Consider the following 17866-nt stretch of genomic DNA (forward strand, 5'->3'; position numbering starts at 1 on the left):
TTCCGGATCGATGGGCTGCGCTCAGCGTTCCCGCACGGAGCGGCCGTGTCGTCATGCGTCTGCCGACAATCACCGCTACTCGAAACGCAGTATGTCGGCCCTCCACGTCATCCCCGAGCAGGACCGCTCGGCTGTTTCAGTCAGGTGACTTAGATTGTAGGAAGGTGAAGCCGCGGCGGCTCGAGGGATTGGCCGTCGGTGGGTGGTGCGAGGTCCCGGTGCGGTGGTGATCATGGCAGGCAGGACACTGCAGGAGGAGCAGGCCAGCGCGACCCGGGAGCTGCTCCTGACCGCCGCCGAGCGGCTCTTCGCCGAGCACGGCGTGTATGCGGTGTCCAACCGCCAGGTCAGCGAGGCGGCGGGCCAGGGCAACAACACCGCGGTCGGCTACCACTTCGGCACCAAGACCGACCTGATCCGCGCCATCGTGCGCCGGCGCTCCGCACGCATCGAGGACATCCGCGCCCGTCTGGTCGCCGGCCTCCAGGACCCGGACGACGTACGCGGCTGGGTGGACTGCCTGGTCCGCCCGCCCCTCGAACATCTCGCCGCGCTCGGCAGCCCCACCTGGTACGCACGGTTCTGCGCCCAGGTCGTCGCCGATCCCGCGCTGCACCGGATCATGGTCGAGGAGGCCCTCACCTCCCCGTCCCTCCAGACGATCATCGACGGCCTGAACCGCTGCCTGCCCGACCTCCCGGACGAGGTCCGTGCCGAACGCGGTGAGATGGTCCGCCATCTGATCGTCCATGTGGCCGCCGAGCGCGAGCGCGCCCTGGCCGAGCACGCGCCAACCCCACGGCCCACCTGGGACGACGCCGCCACGGGCCTCACCGACGCGGTGGTCGGCATGTGGCTCGCGCCCGTGACCCCCGCTCGCTGACGCCACCGCAGACAGAAGGAGTACGACCGTGAAAGCGACCCCCGGCGGACGGGGCCGGTTATGAGCGCAGGGCAGCCGGCCCCGCCCATCGACGACGTCACCCACGACAGGCCCGCCCTCGGCCGGCGTCGCGTGGTCACCGAGGACATCGAGATCGCCGGCCAGGTGATCAAGGCCGGCGAGGGCGTCATCATGGTCAACGAGATCGGCAACCGCGACCCCGAGGTCTTCGCCGACCCCTACCGCCTCGACCTCACCCGCGACGCCCGCCGCCACGTCGCCTTCGGCTTCGGCTTCGGCGTCCACCAGTGCCTGGGCCAGCCCCTGGCCCGCATGGAGCTCCAGGTCGTCTACGGCACCTCTACCGGCGCATCCCGACGCTGAGGCTCGCCTGCGCCATGGAGGACGTCCGGTTCAAGACCGACGCGTTCATCTACGGCGTCCACGAACTGCCCGTGTCCTGGTGACTTCCCCCTCCCCGCCACCACACCCACGACCGATGAAGGGAAACCGACCATGAGATCCAGGCCTACGGCCAGCTGCGCGGGCACGACGAGGTTGCCGTGGTGGAGGGCGACCTGGCGGAAGGCCGGTTCATCGCCGCGTACCGCGCCGGTGACCGCGTCACCGGCGCGCTCGCCGTCGGCATGCCGCCGAAGGCGATCCGGCGGTGGCGCCAGGCTCTCGCGTGCGGTGCGGGTCGGCGGGAGGCGGTGGAGGTCGACACAGGCGCAAATTGATTGGCCTACGCAAGGAGATGCGTAAACGTGGTGAGCATGTCCACACCACCGCCCCCCGATCTCCCTGGCCCGCCCGCGTCCCCGGAAGTGGCCGAGATCGAGCGCGCGCTCACCCGCATCACCTATCTGAGCACGCGTGCCCGGCGACACGGAGGGCTGATGGCCCTGGCCGGTGTGCCGCTGGACCGGGCGGCCGTGGCACTGCTGCGCCAGGTCGCCGACTCGGAGCCGCTGCGCCCGGGGGAGCTGGCCGCCAGGCTGGGCGTGGAGGCCTCGCACGTCACGCGCACGGTGCAGCAGTCGCAGAGGTCCGGCCACATCACCCACACCGCCGACGAGGACACCGAACAGCAGCCGACGGCACCGGCCGGGACCGCCTGACCCGGGCGCTCACGCGGACACGGTGCGCGAGCGTCGGCCGGACGAACCGGGAGCCGGTGCCGCCCGCCCGGGCGAGGCCGGCTCCCGCAACCCGCTCAGCAGCAGCCGCCCCAGCGCGGGCAGGGCGATGAGCGGGAGGAGCGCCGTCCGCAGCGACGTCGCGTCGGCCAGCGCACCGATCAACGGCGCGGCGAGCCCGCCCACGCTCACGGCCAGCCCCAGCGTGACCCCGCTCGCCGTGCCCACCCGCCGGGGCAGATAGTCCTGGCCGAGCGTGACGTGCAGCGAGAACGGGACATACAGGCCCGCCGACGTCAGTGCGACGAACAGATACACCGCCGGCCCGGGAACGAGGACCAACCCGGCCACCGCGAGCACGGACAGCGCGTACGCCCGGCGTACGACCGTCAGCCGCCCGTACCGCTCGGCGAGCCGGCCCCCGGCCACGGTCCCCACCGCGCCGCCCGCGTACAGCACGCACAGCGCGGCCGTACCGGCCACCTCCCCGTCGCCGGCCCGCTGACGGACGTACAGCGAGACGAAGGCGCTCAGGCCGACGAAGACGATCGACCGGCACATGATCGCGCCGGACAGCCGCAGAAACGACGGCCAGTCGTCGCTGCCGGTCACCTCGCCGCCCTTGTCGGCATCCGTGCCACGGCCCGTGCCCGAACGCACCGCCGCCGCGCACAGGGCCGCCCCGATGACGGCCGGCACGACCAGCAGCGGAGAAGCGCCCAACCCGCCCGTGGCGACCACCGCCGCCACCAGCAGCGGGGCCAGGGCGAAACCGACGTTGCAGCCGAGGGAGAACCAGCCCATCGCCGTATGGCTGCCCCGCGAGGCGGCGCGGGCCGCGCGGGCCGCCTCGGGGTGGTAGGCGGCGACCCCGATCCCCGACACGGCCACCACCGCCAAGGTGAGCGCGTAGGACCCCGTGACCCCGCTCAGCGCCACCCCCGCACCGCCCGTCAGCGCGCTCAGCGGCAGCAGCCAGGGCATCGACCAGCGGTCGGTGAGCGCCCCGAACAGCGGCTGCACCACCGACGACAGCAGGGACGCGGCGAGGACGACGCCCGAGGCGGCGGCATAGCTGTAGGCGCGCTCGGCGACGAAGAAGGGGACGAGGGCCGCGACGGCGCCTTGGTAGACGTCGACACAGGCGTGGGCGAGGGACATCAGGGTGATGGTTCGGCTGCGTTTCTCGGACACCCTGTGATCGTCGTGGCCCGCGGTCCTGGCCCGCTTCCGATAATCTGCCGAAGTGTGTCGAACATCCGCCACACCTCGAGCATCCGCCATGCACCGACCGCGCCGACCCGCGCCAAGGTCCTTGCCGCCGGGGAGCGCATCGACGCCCACCGGCACGACGACCACCAGATCGTCTACGCCGGCTCCGGCGTCCTCGCCGTCACCACCGACGCCGGCACCTGGTTCGCGCCCGGCAACCGCGCCATCTGGGTCCCCGCCGGCACCGCGCACGCCCATCGCGCCCACGGCCACCTCGACCTGTACCTGGTCGGACTGCCCGCCGACGACAACCCCCTCGGCCTGGAAGCCCCCACCGTCCTCACCGTCAGCCCGCTCCTGCGCGAGCTGATCCTCGCCTACACCCGCGACCCCGGCGACGACAGCCCCGAGCGCCATCGCCTGCTCGCCGTCCTGCGCGACCAACTGCGCGCCTCGCCCCAGCAGCCCCTGCGACTGCCCACCCCCACCGATCCACGCCTGGCCGCCGTCTGCGCGCTCGTCCACGCCGACCCGGCCGACCCACGCACCCTCGCCGCGCTCGGCGCCGCGACCGGGGTCGGCGAGCGCACCCTCAGCCGGCTCTTCCGCAGCGAGTTCGGCATGACCTTCCCCCAGTGGCGCACCCAGTCGCGCCTCTACCACGCGCTGCGCCTGCTGGCCGAGGACACGCCCGTCACGACCGTCGCCCACCGCTGCGGCTGGTCCTCCGCCAGCGTCTTCATCGACGTCTTCCGCCGCTCCTTCGGCTACACGCCCGGAACCCACAACCGCCGCGGGTAGAAGGGCCGATGAACGAGGGCAGGGCGGGTGGCGGTCCGTGATCTACCCTCCGGTAGCATCCGGCGGCAGGCCATCCAAGGAGGATCCGTGCCCCGGTCCGAACGCTCGCCCCTGCTGCTGGCCGGCCTGCTGGCCGCAGCCGGCGTCACCCACTTCACCGCCCCACGCCAGTACGACGCGGTCGTGCCGAGCGCCCTGCCGGGGACGCCCCGGACCTGGACGTACGCCAGCGGCGTCGCCGAACTCGCGCTGGCCGCCGGTGTCGCGCTGCCGCGCACCCGCAAGGCCGCCGCACTGGCCACCGCGGCCTTCTTCGTCGGTGTGTTCCCCGCGAACGTGAAGATGGCCGTCGACTGGCGGCACCGCCCCGCCCCGCAGAAGGCCGCCGCCTTCGGCCGGCTGCCGCTGCAGATCCCCCTCGTGCTGTGGGCCCGGGGCGTCGCCAAGAACGCGGAGGGCCGGTCATGAGCGCACGCGTACAGGTCGGCGACAAGGTCGAGGACTTCACACTGCCGGACGAGACCGGCACCGTGCGCAGCCTGACCGAACTGCTCGCCGAGGGACCGGTGGTGCTGTTCTTCTACCCGGCCGCCCTCACCCCCGGCTGCACCGCGGAGGCCTGCCACTTCCGTGACCTCGCCGCCGAGTTCGCCGCCGTCGGCGCCCGGCCGGTGGGCATCAGCGGGGACGCGGTCGAACGCCAGCAGGAGTTCGCCGAGCGCCACACCCTCGGCATGCCGCTGCTGTCCGACGCCGACGGGACGGTCCGGGAGCGGTTCGGCGTGACGCGCGGCTTCGCGCTGGCCCCCACCAAACGGGCCACCTTCGTCATCGGGCAGGACCGCACCGTCCTGGAGGTCGTCCGCAGCGAACTGCGGATGAACACCCACGCCGACCGGGCCCTCGCCGCGCTGCGCAAGTGAGCGGACGGGTGGACGGGGCCGCGCCACGCGGGTAACCGCCCGGGCGTCGCGGTTGATGCGGTGCGGCCCAGGTCTCATGCTGGACGACATGGAGCGCGTCTGCGCCGTGGCGATCCTCGATGCCCAGGGAGTGGTCAAGGGGTGGAGCGAGGGTGCCCGACGGCTGACGGGCCACAGTGCCGAGGACGTCGTCGGACGCCCCGCGCGTGACCTGCTCGCCGAGGAACCCGCGCCCGAGGCCGTGGCCGCCCTGGCCGGCACCGTCGCCCTGCGCCACCGCGACGGCTCGCGCGTACCCCTGGCCCTGCGCGCGCACCCGGTACTGGGCGCGGACGGCACGCCCGACGGCTTCACGGTCACCGGCGAACCCCCTCACGAGCCCGAGCCGACCCTCGCCGAGCGGGCCTTCCAGCAGGCCTCCATGTCCATGTCCGTCTTCGACACCGAGCAGCGCTACCTGCTGCTCAACGAGGCCGCCTGCAAGGTCATGGGCGTACCGGAGGAGGTGCTGCTCGGCCGTCACTTCCCGGAGACCGTCGAGGACCAGGTCCACAGCCGGGGCTTTCTGTGGCATCTGCGCGAGGTCGCCGAGACGGGCAGGCCGTTGCGCTACGAGAGCTTCACGGGCGCCCCGGCCCTGAACCGCGAGCACGCCTGGACCACCGACATGTGGCCGGTCCGGGACTCCTCCGGCGAGCTGATCGGGACCGCGCTCGCCGCGTTCGACAGCTCCGACCAGTACTGGGCGCGCCAGCGGCTGGCCCTGCTGAACGAGGCGGCCGCCACCATCGGCACCACCCTGGACGTGGTGCGCACCGCCGAGGAGATGATCGGGGTCGTGGTGCCCCGGTTCGCCGACTTCGCCAGCGTGGACCTGTTCGACTGGGTCCTCGGCGCCGAGGAACCGCCCGCGTTGGCCGGCACGGACATCGCGCTGCGGCGCGTCGCCCACGGCTCCGGCACCGAGGGCACCCCGGAGGCGGCCGTGCACCTGGGCGAGGTGGACTACTATCCGCCGTTCTCGCCGCCGGCCCGCGCGATCCTCGAAGGCCGGGTGATCCAGAGTCACGCGGGTGAACCGGCGTTCGTGCGGTGGGTGGCGGAACGCAACGCCCGGGCCCCGGCGGGCCGGCGCCACCGCGTGGGCGCCCACTCGATGATGGCGGTGCCGCTGCGGGCCCGCGGCATCACGCTCGGCGTCGCGGTGGCCGTGCGCATCAAGCAGGCCGACGCCTACGGCGCCGACGACGTCGTGTTCGCCGAGGAACTCGCCAGCAGGGCCGCCGTCTGCGTCGACAACGCCCGCCGCTTCGCCCGGGAACGCACCACCGCACTGTCCCTGCAGCACAACCTGCTGCCCCGGGGACTGACCGGACAGGCGGCCGTCGAGGTCGCCCACCGCTACCGGCCGTCCGGGTCGCAGGCCGGCATCGGCGGCGACTGGTTCGACGTGATCCCGCTGTCCGGCAGCCGGGTCGCCCTCGTCGTCGGCGACGTCGTCGGACACGGCATCCCGTCCTCGGCCACCATGGGCCGGCTGTGCACGGCCGTGCGCACCCTCGCCGACGTGGACCTGCCGCCCGACGAACTCCTCACCCACCTCGACGACCTGGTCACCCACCTCGCCGGGGACCACTCCGACGAGGTCGCCGAACTCGGCGCCACCTGCCTCTACTCCGTCTACGACCCCGTCAGCCGCCGCCTCGGCCTCGCCGCCGCCGGCCATCCACCGCCGGCCGTCGTCCTGCCCGACGGCACCACCCAGGTCATCGAGGTGAACGCCGGGCCGCCGCTCGGGGTCGGCGGGCTGCCCTTCGAGGCGATGGAGGTGGAGCTGCCCGAGGGCGCCCTGGTCGCCCTGTACACGGACGGCCTCATCGAGGACCGCGACCGCGACATCGACCACGCCACCGCCGAACTGTGCCGCGCCCTGACCGCGCCCGCCGAATCCCTCGACGCGCTGTGCGACGGCGTGCTGAAGGCCGTCCTGCCGGAGGACCCCAGCGACGACGTGGCCCTGCTGCTGGCCCGCACCCGCGCCCTGGGCGCCGACCGCATCGCCACCTGGGACGTACCGCCCGACCCCGAGCACGTGGCCACCACCCGGCAGGCGGCCACGGACCAACTGGCCGCGTGGGGGCTGGACGAGGCGGCCTTCGTCACCGAACTCGTCGTCAGCGAACTCGTCACCAACGCCATCCGGTACGGCGCCCCGCCCATCCAGCTCCGTCTGATCCGCGACCGCACCCTCATCTGCGAGGTCTCCGACGCCAGTTCCACCTCCCCGCATCTGCGCCGGGCGCACGCCTACGACGAGGGCGGCCGCGGACTGCTGCTCGTCGCCCAGCTCACCCAGCGCTGGGGAAGCCGGCAGACCGGCAGCGGCAAGACGATCTGGGCGGAACAGCCGCTGCCGCCGGTGTGATCACTCGAAGGGACAACCGGGGTTGGGCACGTCCTCGGACAGCGGCGCGCCGTGCGGGAGGATGTAGAGCACCTCCAGGACGAGCGTGATGTCGCCCTGGTTCCGGCCGAGATGGACGTCGCTCGGCCCGCCCGGCTCGCGCACGACGGTGCCCTGCGGATAGACGCCGTCGGAGGCGCAGTCGGAGTGGTAGTGGCTGAGCGTGCCCTGCTTCACGTATCCGTACACCGGGCCGTCGTGGTAGTGCCAGCCGGTGGCCTGGCCGGGCGGCACCGTGACCTCTCGCAGGACGTAGTCGGTGTCGCCGACGGTGGTCTGGCTGATGGTCCGGCCGGTGACGCCCGGAGCCGGGGGTGTCGCATAGGCGGGGCCGCAGACGAGGACGGTGGCGGCGGCCACGGCGCCGGTGAGCGTGGTGCGAAGCGCGGTGCGCATACGGGGAGCCTCCTGGGGGACATGGATTCCGCCGCGAACATAGAGGCAGCCAAGCCCAGTTGGGGGCAGAACCCGAAGATCCGCAGGATGCTCAAGCAGCCGCACCGCCCGCCGGCCGCTCCCGTACGACGTCCTCGGCCGCCTTGTCGTCCCGCAGCCCCAGGAAACGCGGATGCCGCAGCATGCCGTCCCGGGTCCACTCGGTGAAGTCGATCTGCGCGACCAGCTCCGGCCGCACCCACCGCGCGCCCGCCTCACGCACCTCACCGTCGAACGGCGCGCGCGAGACGCGCATCCCGTCCAGTCGCTCGCGCAGTTCGAGCAGCGTGCTCCGGTCGAAGCCGGTGCCGACCTTGCCCGCGTACCGCAGCCGCCCGCGCTCGTGATAGCCGAGCAGCAGCGCACCGAGCCCGACCCGGCTCCCGGCCGGCTCGGTGAATCCGCCGACCACGAACTCCTGCCCCTGCGCGCACTTGAGCTTGAGCCAGTCCGTGGACCGGCGCGGCTGGTAGTCCCCGTCGGCCCGCTTGGCGATCAGCCCCTCCCAGCCCCGGGCGCACGAGTCGGCCAGCAGCTTGGCCCCGCCCTCGTTGCGGTGGGGCGTCAGCCGCAGCGGAGCGCGATATGTCAGCGCCCGCCGCAGCAGCGACTTGCGGGCCCGCAGCGGCAGCCGCGTGGTGTCCTGGCCATCCAGCCTGAGCAGGTCGAACACGTAGTACGTCACCGCGACCCCGCTCGCCTCGACGTCCTGCCGCCGGGTCAGGCCCATGCGCTGCTGGAGCCGGGAGAAGTCGGTGCGGCCCCGCTTGAACGCGACCATCTCCCCGTCGATGGTGAAGTCCGCGCAGGACTGATCGCCGAGTGCCTCGGCCACCTCCGGGTAGGTGGCGTCGAGCCGGCGCCCCGAGCGGGAGAGCAGCGCGACCCGCCCGCCCTCGCGCACCGCCAGCACCCGCACCCCGTCCAGTTTCCGCTCGAAGATCCACTCCTCGCCGGAGAAGTCCCGCCGGTCGCTGAGCGTGGCCAGCATCGGCCGCGCGGCCAGATCCGCCCCGGGGCGCGCCTCGCGCAACAGCCGCCGCTGTCCGTCCGGGAGGGTGTCCAGCAGACCGGTCGCCACGCTCACCCCTCGTCTCCGGCGGCGGCGACCTGGGCGAGGGTGCGGCCGGTGCGGACCGAGCGGGCCCGGTACGGGTCGGGGGTGCCATGCCCGTGTCCCCGTCGTCCCTTGCCCGACCTCACCAGCAGCCAGGCCTCCCGGTCGTCCTGCCCGCCGCGGATCCGGGTGAGGGCGAACTCGCCGTGCAGCTTCGAGCCGTGCAGCCGGAACGTGGCATGGCCGTGTTCCAGTGACTCCCCGAAGTCGACCTGCTGTCCCTTGCGGTCATGGCTGAGCGGCTCGTAGGTGCCGCTGTCCCAGACGATGACCGTGCCGCCGCCGTACTCGCCCTTCGGGATCACGCCCTCGAAGTCCTCGTACTCCAGTGGATGATCCTCGGTGGGCATGGCGAGCCGCTTGTCCTTGGGATCGTCGGACGGCCCCTTCGGCACCGACCAGGACTTCAAGACGTCGTCCACCTGGAGCCGGAAGTCGAAGTGCAGGGTGCTTGCGTCATGGATCTGCACCACGAACCGCGGCTCCTCACCGGCGGCCGCGGGACGCCCCTCCGGCTCACGCGTCCGGCCGAAGTCACGCTTGCCGCGGTACTCGCGCAGATGGTCCTTCTCGCCCACGAGCGCCTCCTTCCCGAGCGCTCCGAGTACCCCGAGAGGGCGCCGGTGACTCCCGCCTCAGAACTCCTCGTGCACCTCGGGGTCCCCGCCGAGGCGCCGATGGGCCCGGTCGGCGACGGCGGCCATCTGAGTGGCGTCCAGGGTGAAGCCGAAGACGTCGAGGTTCTCGCGCTGCCGCTCGCGGTTGCCCGACTTCGGGATCGGCAGGGCGCCGAGCTGGATGTGCCAGCGCAGCACGACCTGACCGGGGGTGACCTCGAGGGCTTCGGCGACGCCCTTGACGACAGGGTCGTCCAGCAGGTCGCTGCCCCGGCCCAGCGGGCTCCAGCTCTCGGTGACGATGCCCTTGCCGGAGTGGAAGGCACGCAGCTCGTCCTGCGGGAACAGCGGGTGCAGCTCGATCTGGTTGACCGAGGGCAGGACCCCGGTCTCGCGCTCCAGCCGCCCGATGTGCTCGGGCGTGAAGTTGGAGACGCCGATCGACCGGACGAGACCGTCCTCACGGAGCTTGATCATGGCCCGCCAGGAGTCGACGTACTTGTCGACGCGGGGGAGCGGCCAGTGGATCAGATACAGGTCGACGTACTCGAGATCCAGGCGGCGCCGGGACTCCTCGAAGGAGGCGAGGGCCTCCTCGTAGCCGTGGTGCCGGCCCGGGAGCTTCGTCGTCACCACCACCTCCTCGCGTGGAACACCGCTGCGGGCGACACCACGGCCGACCCCCGTCTCGTTGCGGTAGTTCGTCGCGGTGTCGACGAGGCGGTAGCCCAGCTCCAGGGCGTCCAGCACCGCCTGCTCCGCCTGGGCGTCGTCCATCGGCCAGGTACCCAGACCGATGCCGGGGATCGTCGTACCGTCGTTGAGCGTGTGCAGCGGAATGCTGATCACTGTCGGACCTTCCCTCGACTGTGCCGTACAGCCAGCGTCATGGATGGGGTGGGGATTGATCAAACGGACGGTGATACGGGAGTCGGTGATACGGGAAGTCAAGGTCTGAGGCCCTGTCGCCAGGCCCGCCGAACCCTGTCACGATCTCCCCGGAGCCGGTGCGGACGGACGACCGACGGAGCGGGCATGACGACGGACGGGACCACAGGTGGCGGGGCCGAGCACGTCGCGGGCGTCGAGGTGCGGCCGGTCGCCGGGCACATCGGGGCGGAGATCACGGGCGTCGACCTGGCCGCGGATCTCGACGACTCCGTCGTCGCCGCGATCCGGGCGGCGGTGCTGCGCTGGAAGGTGGTGTTCTTCCGGGGACAGCGGCTGGACCACGCCAGGCACGTGGCGTTCGCGCGCCGGTTCGGCGAACCGGTCGTCCTGCGCAGGCGGGGGAGCGCGTCCCCGGCGGAATTCCCCGAGATCGAGACGACCGCCGACCGCTTGGAGCTGGGCGGGAGGTTCGGCATGGAGCACGACGAGTGGCTGCGACGCCGCCGCCACACCCTGCTGCGCGGCTGGCACTGCGACCACGGTGCCCGTATCGACCCGCCCGCCGCGACGATCCTGCGCGCCGAGACCGTACCCCCCTACGGCGGCGACACGACCTGGTCCAACCTGGCCGCCGCCTACGCCGGGCTCTCCGGCCCGATGAGGGAGTTCGTGGCCGGACTGCGGGCCGAGCACCGCCTCGGCGTCGGCTATCAGCCCCGCCCCGGCGACGATGCGTACGTCCGCCACCTCCTGGACCACCAGGTCGCCTCGCTGCATCCGCTGGTGCGCGTCCATCCGGAGACGAGGGAGCGGGTGCTCTACGTCAACGGCTACTACGTCGAGCAGATCGCCGACCTCTCCCGCGCCGAGAGCCGGGCGGTCCTCGACATGCTGCTGGAGCAGGCGGTGCGCCCCGAGTACACGGTCCGCTTCCGCTGGGAGCCCGGCAGCGTCGCCTTCTGGGACAACCGGGCCACCATCCACCTCGCCCCCAGCGACAACGCCCACCTCGACTTCCCCCGGACCATGCACCGGGTGATGCTCGCCGGTGAGGTGCCGGTCGGGGTGGACGACAAGCCCTCGGAGCCGATCACCGGGACCGAGCCGGGGCGCTGGTAGCCGGGCGGGAGGGCTTCCCACGGCGGTTGTTTTATGGATGGCCTTCCCATGGCGGCTTCGGCCTTCCCCTGGCGGCCTCGGGCCCCTGTGGTTCCCGTGTGTCCTCAGCGGGTGAGCAGTTCCCGCAGCGCCTTCGCGATGTCGTTCGGTGCCTCCTCGGCCATGAAGTGGCCGTGGGAGACCGTCGTGTGCCGCAGATCGGGCGCCCAGGCCTGCCACAGGGCGGCCGCGTCGAAACCGAGGGCCGCGCCCCAGTCCTGCTGGAGGACGGCGACGGGCATCCGCAGCGTGCTTCCCGCCTCCCGGTCGGCCCGGTCGTGCTCGATGTCGACGCCGGCCGAGGCCCGGTAGTCGGCGACGATCGAGGGCACCGCCTCGCGGCAGGCCGCCAGGTAGGCGGCACGGACCTCGTCCGGCACGGCCCGCCGGTCGGTCGTCCAGATGTCGAGGAAGTGACCGAAGAAGGCGTCCGGCGCCGCGCTGATCATGCGTTCGGGCAGGCCGGGCGGCTGGGCCATCAGATAGAGGTGGAAGCCGACGGCGGCGGTGACGCCGTGCATCACGTCCCACATGTCCAGGGTCGGCAGGACGTCGAGACACGCCAGGTGGGTCACCGCGCCCGGATGGTCGAGTCCGGCCCGGAATGCCACCAGAGCGCCACGGTCGTGCCCGGCCAGGGCGAAGCGCTCGTGCCCGAGCGCGCGGGCCAGGGCGACGATGTCCGCGGCCATGGTCCGCTTGGCGTATGCGTCGCCGGCGGTCTCGGCCGGCTTGTCGCTGGCGCCGTAGCCGCGCAGGTCCGGGCAGATCACCGTGTGGTCCGCCGCGAGATCGACGGCCACGTGCCGCCACATCAGGTGGGTCTGCGGGAAGCCGTGCAACAGGACGACCGGCGTGCCGGATCCACCGACGGCCGTGTGCAGGGACACGCCGTCGGCGACCGGGATGCGGTGGTGGTCGAACCCGGGGATGACAGGGGGCATGGCTCCGCTCCTTGCGATGCTCATCGAGGCCTGGGGACTTTTCGATCCTCCCGGGGGTGGATGAGCAGCGGATGAGCAGGTGGGACATAGTGATCGATTGCCTTTCGGAACCGACCGGCCCGACCGGCCGGGCCTTTTGGGCCTTTCGGGCCGATCGGGAGACGTGGGCGCCGGTCAGCGATGCCTCGTGGAGGGGGAGGAGAGGGGCCAGCGCCGGCACCAGGTGGTCCATGCCGTGCTTGGGGGGCGCCGGGGCCGTAGCCGCCGCCGCGCGCGGAGATCAGCACGGCCGGGCGGCCGGCGGTGGGAGGGGCCCGTCGAAGCTCAGGGTGCGGCCGTACGCGTACCGTACGGCCACCGCGTCGTCATGACGGCCGCCTGCGGCGGCCGGGCCGCTCTGCCTGCTACTGCCAGACGTACCAACGGCAGTAGTACATCCCCGCGTCGTCCCAAAACCGTCTGCTCGTTGTCCGGCGCCGAATGCAGCAGAGTAAATGCCGTACCGCACCGATGGCCCGGTGAGGCGGCTGCCGATCGTGTTCCACCTCCGGCCGCCGGACTCCTCCCGGCCGATGGGCGGTCACGTCCGCCGCGGTGCGAACCGTGTCCCGAGACGCCGGCCCGACCGGCGCCGCCGGGGATGTGGCAGCCGTGACGCCGCCCGGCGGGACTGCTCACGCCAGCGGTCGCCCACGCCCCCCACCAAGGAGATCCCCTTGTCCCGCCGTTTCCTCTTCGTCCTCGGCAGCCACCGCAGCAACGGGAACACCGAGTTGCTCGCGCGCAGGGCCGCCGCGCAGCTGCCCGCCGGCAGCGAGCAGGAGTGGATCTCGCTCGCCGAGCATCCTCTTCCCGACTACGACGATCTGCGGCACGGCGAGGGGCACACCACGCGGCCCGAGCAGGGCAGCAACCTCGCGCGGCTCTTCGAGGCCACCCAGTGGCGCCGAACCACTGGTCGGCACCGTCAACAACTTGGCCGCGTACCTGCAGATGAACTCTTCGGTGGCGTCCTGTACGGCAACGGCACCGCGCCGGGTGACGCGCTGGAGGACACCGACGCGCTGGCGCACGCCAAGACGTTCCTCGCCCAGGACGCGCCGCCCGCCCGCTTCCCGGGCAGCCACACACGGCCCGACTCCGACACGGCATCCGCCGCATAGCCGCTCGCGGCACCACTGCTTACCACCACCCGTCCTCCGCCGACCGAGAGAGTGCACATGTCCATCGAGCCCCCCGAGTCAACAGTCGCTCCACCCGAGGGATCTCCTGAGGCACCTTCGTCCGACCCGTCCCGGCGCACGTTCATCGCAACCACCACCGTCGTCGGCGGCGCGGTCGTCGCGGGCGGCCTGATAGCGGGAACGTCCGTGTTCGGCGCCGAGCCCGCGGACGCGGCCCAGGCATCGCCCACCAGCCGCGTCACCCTGACCGTCAACGGCCAGCGCCGCACCGTCACGGTCGACAACCGGACCTCGCTGCTGGACCTGCTGCGCGAGCACCTGGGGCTGACCGGCTCGAAGAAGGGCTGCAACGCCGGTGCCTGCGGCGCCTGCACCGTCCTGGTCGACGGCCAGCGGGTCAACGCCTGCCTGACGCTGGCGGTCCGACTGGAGGGCGCCGAGGTCACCACCATCGAGGGCCTGGCCAAGGGCGAACGGCTGCACCCGCTGCAGCAGGCGTTCATCGACCAGGACGCCTTCCAGTGCGGCTACTGCACCTCCGGCCAGATCATGTCCGGCGTCGGCTGCATCAAGGAGGGCCACACCGGCTCACCGGAGGAGATCCGGGAGTTCATGAGCGGGAACCTCTGCCGCTGCGGCTGCTACGTGAAGATCGTGCGGGCGGTCGAGCAGACCGTGCACGGGAAATGAGGCACGGTCCCCATGCATCCCTTCTCCTTCACCAAGGTCTCCGACACTCGTGAGGCCCTCGACGCGGGCCGCGACGGCGGCCGTTACATCGCCGGCGGCACCACGCTGGTCGACCTGATGCGCGAGACCGTCGAACGCCCCGGGACGCTGGTCGACATCAGCGCCCTGCCGATGCGCGAGGTCACCGTCACCCGGCGCGGGGGCCTGCGCATCGGCGCCCTGGTAAGCATGGCCGAGGCCGCCGCCCACAAGGCGGTGCGCGCGCTGTATCCGGTCATCTCCGAGGCGCTGGAGCTGAGCGCGTCGGCGCAGCTGCGCAACATGGCCACCATCGGCGGCAACATCATGCAGCGCACCCGCTGCACGTACTTCCGTGACGTGAGCGCCGACTGCAACAAGCGCGAGCCCGGCTCGGGCTGCGCGGCCCGGGAGGGCGTCAACCGCACCCACGCGATCCTGGGAACGTCGGAGGACTGCGTGGCCACGCACCCCTCCGACCTCGCCGTGGCCCTCGCGGCGCTGGAGGCGGACGTGCACCTGCTGGGCCCGGCCGGGGAGCGGACCGTGCCCTTCGCCGACTTCCTGCTCAGGCCGGGCAGCACACCGAACCGTGAACAGGCCCTGCGCCCGGGCGAGCTGATCACCGCAGTCGAGGTTCCGGCCCATCCGCGCCCGCTGAAGTCGGGCTATCTCAAGGTGCGCGACCGGCAGTCCTACGAGTTCGCGCTCACCTCGGCCGCCGTCGCGCTGCACATCAGCCGCGGGGTGATCCGCGAGGCGAAGGTGGCCGCCGGAGGCGTGGGCACCGTGCCCTGGAAGCTGCCCGCCGTCGAGCGGCAGCTCATCGGGAAGCGGCCGTCGAACGCCCTGTGGGCCCAGGCCGCCGAACACGCCGCCGACGGGGCCCGGCCCCTCCAGCACAACCGTTTCAAGGTCGAGTTGCTCGAACGGACCGTCGAGCGCCAACTGCGCATCGTAGGAGGTGGCAAGTGAGCCCGCAGCCACAAGCAGCCGTCGGAGCCCCGCTGTCCCGGGTGGACGGGCGGCTGAAGGTGACCGGCCAGGCCACCTACGCCGCCGAGCACGACATCGACGGGGTGGTGCACGCCGTCGTCGTCGACAGCAGTATCAGCCGCGGCCGTATCACCGGTATGGACACCCGCGACGCCGAAGCCCAGCGCGGCGTGCTGAAGGTCATCAGCCACCGCAACGCGCCCGAGCTGGCCTACCGCGAGTTCCAGGGCATCCCCTTCCCGGGCGAGCGGATCCACGTCTTCCAGGACGACCGTGTCCGGTTCTTCGGCCAGCCGGTCGCGGTCGTGGTGGCCACCACGCTGGAGGCCGCAGAGCACGCCGCGAGCCTGGTGAAAGTCACCTACGACGCCGAGAAGGCCTCGACCGACCTGACCGACGCCCCGGCCGAAGCCGGACCTCCGCCCTTCGCGCGGCCCTACTCGCGGGGTGACGCCGAGAAAGCGCTGGGCTCCGCGGACGTCCGGATGGAGATGACCTACCACTTCTCCCGCAATCACCACAATCCGATGGAGCTGCACTCCACCATCGCCCGCTGGGAGGGCAACAAGCTCACCCTGTGGGACAAGACCCAGCACGTGATCGGCGTACAGAACGAGCTCGCGTCCGTATTCGGCATTCCACCGGAGGACGTGCGTGTCCTGACGCCGTTCATCGGCGGCGCCTTCGGCAACGGACTGCGGCGGTGGCCGAACATCACCATCGCCGCGCTCGCCGCACGTGAGGTGAAACGCCCGGTCAAACTCGTCCTGACCCGCAGGCAGATGTACTTCAGCGTGGGGTTCCGGCCCGCGTACGAGTACAAGCTGCGGTTGGGCAGCAGCCGGCGCGGTCGGCTGACCGCGATGACCCACGACTTCAAGTACGAGACTTCCAGCTACGAGCAGTTCTGGGAGGCCAACCTGGCGCTGGGGCAGATGCTCTACGCCGTGCCGAACGTCAGCCAGACGCCCCAGATCGTGCCGCTGGATGTCGTCACCCCGATTTGGATGCGTGGCCCCGGCTATTCCACTGCCGCCTTCGTCATCGAGTCGGCGATGGACGAACTCGCCTACAAGCTCGGCATCGACCCGATCGAGCTGCGGCTGCGCAACGAACCCGGCGAAGACCCGTCCACGCAGCAGCCCTTCTCCACCCGGCGACTGCGCGAGTGCTTCCGCGTCGGCGCCCGCGAGTTCGGCTGGCACCGGCGCAACCCCAGGCCGCGCTCCACGCGTGACGGCGACTGGCTCATCGGCACCGGCGTGGCCACCGGCTGCTACGACCTCTTCCAGAGCGAGGCCCATGCCCACGCCCGGCTCGATGCCGACGGCACCGTGGTGGTCCAGTCCGCGACCCATGACGTGGGCACGGGCACGTACACCTCCATGAGCCAGGTCGCCGCCGACGCCCTCGGCCTGGCGGTGCGCCACGTTACCTTCCAGCTCGGCGACTCCAGGATGCCGCCGGCCCCGCCGCAGGGCGCCTCGCAGACCATGGCCAGCGTGGGCTCCGCCGTCCAGGACACCTGCGACAAGCTGCGGCAGCAGGCGATCAAGCTCGCGGTCGAGGACGAGCGCTCACCGCTGCACGGCGTCGACGCCGATGATGTCCAGGTCCGCGGCGGCCGGATGCATGTGAAGGGCAGCCCCGCGCGGGGGGAGACCTACCGGCAGCTCCTCGCCCGCAACAACCGCACCCACCTGGAGGCACGCGGGTCGTACACCCCGGAGGAGGAGAGCCGGTTCTCGATGTACGGCTACAGCGCGGTGTTCGCCGAGGTCGCCGTCGACGCCCGCCTGGGTCTTGTCCGGATGCGGCGGATGCTCGGCGTCTACGACGCGGGCCGGATCATCAGCCCCAAGCTCGCCGACAGCCAGGCCTTGGGCGGGATGATCGGCGGCATGGGCCAGGCCCTGCTGGAGCACACGATCACCGACCACCGCGACGGCCGGATCGTCAACGCCAACTTCGCCGACTACCTCGTGCCGACCCACGCCGACATCCCCGAACTGAAGGCCATCTACCTCGACGGGGAGGACTACAGGGCCGACCCCATCGGCGTGAAGAGCCTGGGCGAACTCGTGATGGTCGGCGTGGCGCCCGCCATCGCCAACGCGGTCTTCCACGCCACCGGACGCCGCGTGCGCGAACTGCCCATCACTCCCGAAGCCCTGCTCTGAACCCCGGGCGGCAGGGGCCCTCCCGCCACCCGCGCGGGGCCCTGAGATCCGTCCCACCGATCGGTCCGCCGCCGCGCCCCGCTATCCCCCATGCCGGCGCGGCGGCGGGCTCCCCACACCGCCCCAGGAGGGCCACTCATGCTGAACATCGCGGACACGCTGTCCCGCTGGTGCCGCGAGGCCCGCCCCTTCGCCCTGGCCACCGTCATCCAGG

General features: G+C 72.1%; 15 protein-coding genes and 4 pseudogenes. 13 read left to right on the forward strand and 6 right to left on the reverse strand.

Annotated features, from left to right (window positions below):
• Nucleotides 1–232: 232 nt before the first annotated feature.
• The 4 genes and pseudogenes from ACP4J3_RS47470 to ACP4J3_RS47485 form a co-directional block, all read left to right on the forward strand.
• Nucleotides 233–883 (forward strand): TetR/AcrR family transcriptional regulator, encoded by a 651-nt coding sequence (locus tag ACP4J3_RS47470; protein ID WP_426543908.1) that lies wholly within the window; start codon nt 233–235, stop codon nt 881–883.
• Between the two features lie 117 nt (nt 884–1000).
• Nucleotides 1001–1350: pseudogene (locus ACP4J3_RS47475) on the forward strand (cytochrome P450); the annotation flags it as partial.
• Between the two features lie 45 nt (nt 1351–1395).
• Nucleotides 1396–1623, forward strand: a pseudogene (locus tag ACP4J3_RS47480) (oxidoreductase C-terminal domain-containing protein); the annotation flags it as partial.
• Nucleotides 1624–1659: 36 nt separating this feature from the next.
• Nucleotides 1660–1965, forward strand: a pseudogene (locus ACP4J3_RS47485) (MarR family transcriptional regulator); the annotation flags it as partial.
• 48 nt (nt 1966–2013) lie between these two features.
• Here ACP4J3_RS47485 and ACP4J3_RS47490 read toward each other — a convergent pair.
• Nucleotides 2014–3183 (reverse strand): MFS transporter, encoded by a 1170-nt coding sequence (locus ACP4J3_RS47490; protein ID WP_426543934.1) that lies wholly within the window; start codon nt 3181–3183, stop codon nt 2014–2016.
• An 87-nt stretch (nt 3184–3270) separates the two neighbouring features.
• On the opposite strand from ACP4J3_RS47490, the gene ACP4J3_RS47495 reads away from it, so the two are divergent.
• From ACP4J3_RS47495 to ACP4J3_RS47510, 4 genes are all read left to right on the forward strand, one after another.
• Nucleotides 3271–4035, forward strand: a complete 765-nt coding sequence (locus ACP4J3_RS47495) for an AraC family transcriptional regulator (RefSeq protein WP_426543910.1) — start codon at nt 3271–3273, stop codon at nt 4033–4035.
• Nucleotides 4036–4122: 87 nt separating this feature from the next.
• Nucleotides 4123–4503, forward strand: a complete 381-nt coding sequence (locus tag ACP4J3_RS47500; protein WP_426543913.1) for a DoxX family protein — start codon at nt 4123–4125, stop codon at nt 4501–4503.
• Nucleotides 4500–4958, forward strand: coding sequence for a peroxiredoxin (locus ACP4J3_RS47505; protein WP_426543915.1), 459 nt, complete (start codon nt 4500–4502; stop codon nt 4956–4958). Before ACP4J3_RS47500 ends, ACP4J3_RS47505 begins: the two co-directional genes overlap by 4 nt.
• Nucleotides 4959–5046: 88 nt before the next feature.
• The gene (locus ACP4J3_RS47510; protein ID WP_426543936.1) at nt 5047–7383 is read left to right on the forward strand and encodes a SpoIIE family protein phosphatase; all 2337 of its coding nucleotides are present in this window, start codon (nt 5047–5049) and stop codon (nt 7381–7383) included.
• Here the strand turns inward: ACP4J3_RS47510 and ACP4J3_RS47515 are convergent, their stop codons facing one another.
• The 4 genes from ACP4J3_RS47515 to ACP4J3_RS47530 all read right to left on the reverse strand — a co-directional run bounded on the left by ACP4J3_RS47515 (nt 7384) and on the right by ACP4J3_RS47530 (nt 10440).
• Nucleotides 7384–7818: a cupin domain-containing protein gene (locus ACP4J3_RS47515; protein ID WP_426543917.1), complete on the reverse strand. Its 435-nt coding sequence runs from the start codon at nt 7816–7818 to the stop codon at nt 7384–7386.
• A gap of 91 nt (nt 7819–7909) precedes the next feature.
• A complete protein-coding gene (gene ligD / locus ACP4J3_RS47520) occupies nt 7910–8944 on the reverse strand; it encodes a non-homologous end-joining DNA ligase (RefSeq protein ID WP_426543919.1) in 1035 nt (344 codons plus the stop codon).
• Nucleotides 8941–9552 (reverse strand): DNA polymerase ligase N-terminal domain-containing protein, encoded by a 612-nt coding sequence (locus ACP4J3_RS47525; protein ID WP_426543921.1) that lies wholly within the window; start codon nt 9550–9552, stop codon nt 8941–8943. Before ACP4J3_RS47525 ends, ligD begins: the two co-directional genes overlap by 4 nt.
• A gap of 57 nt (nt 9553–9609) precedes the next feature.
• A complete protein-coding gene (locus ACP4J3_RS47530; protein ID WP_426543923.1) occupies nt 9610–10440 on the reverse strand; it encodes an aldo/keto reductase in 831 nt (276 codons plus the stop codon).
• Nucleotides 10441–10626: 186 nt separating this feature from the next.
• On the opposite strand from ACP4J3_RS47530, the gene ACP4J3_RS47535 reads away from it, so the two are divergent.
• A complete protein-coding gene (locus tag ACP4J3_RS47535; protein ID WP_426543925.1) occupies nt 10627–11601 on the forward strand; it encodes a TauD/TfdA dioxygenase family protein in 975 nt (324 codons plus the stop codon).
• A gap of 104 nt (nt 11602–11705) precedes the next feature.
• Here the strand turns inward: ACP4J3_RS47535 and ACP4J3_RS47540 are convergent, their stop codons facing one another.
• A complete protein-coding gene (locus ACP4J3_RS47540; RefSeq protein WP_426543927.1) occupies nt 11706–12584 on the reverse strand; it encodes an alpha/beta fold hydrolase in 879 nt (292 codons plus the stop codon).
• 716 nt (nt 12585–13300) lie between these two features.
• Between ACP4J3_RS47540 and ACP4J3_RS47545 the strand changes: the two are divergent.
• The 4 genes and pseudogenes from ACP4J3_RS47545 to ACP4J3_RS47560 all read left to right on the forward strand — a co-directional run bounded on the left by ACP4J3_RS47545 (nt 13301) and on the right by ACP4J3_RS47560 (nt 17652).
• Nucleotides 13301–13747 (forward strand): annotated as a pseudogene (locus ACP4J3_RS47545) (NAD(P)H-dependent oxidoreductase).
• A gap of 57 nt (nt 13748–13804) precedes the next feature.
• On the forward strand, nt 13805–14458 hold the full coding sequence (locus ACP4J3_RS47550; RefSeq protein ID WP_426543929.1) for a (2Fe-2S)-binding protein: 654 nt from the start codon (nt 13805–13807) through the stop codon (nt 14456–14458).
• A gap of 12 nt (nt 14459–14470) precedes the next feature.
• A complete protein-coding gene (locus tag ACP4J3_RS47555; protein ID WP_426543931.1) occupies nt 14471–15451 on the forward strand; it encodes an FAD binding domain-containing protein in 981 nt (326 codons plus the stop codon).
• Nucleotides 15448–17652: a xanthine dehydrogenase family protein molybdopterin-binding subunit gene (locus ACP4J3_RS47560; RefSeq protein ID WP_426543933.1), complete on the forward strand. Its 2205-nt coding sequence runs from the start codon at nt 15448–15450 to the stop codon at nt 17650–17652. Before ACP4J3_RS47555 ends, ACP4J3_RS47560 begins: the two co-directional genes overlap by 4 nt.
• Nucleotides 17653–17866: the final 214 nt, after the last annotated feature.

It is taken from the genome of Streptomyces sp. UG1, from assembly GCF_049974585.1.
In the GTDB taxonomy this organism is placed as follows: Bacteria; Actinomycetota; Actinomycetes; order Streptomycetales; family Streptomycetaceae; genus Streptomyces.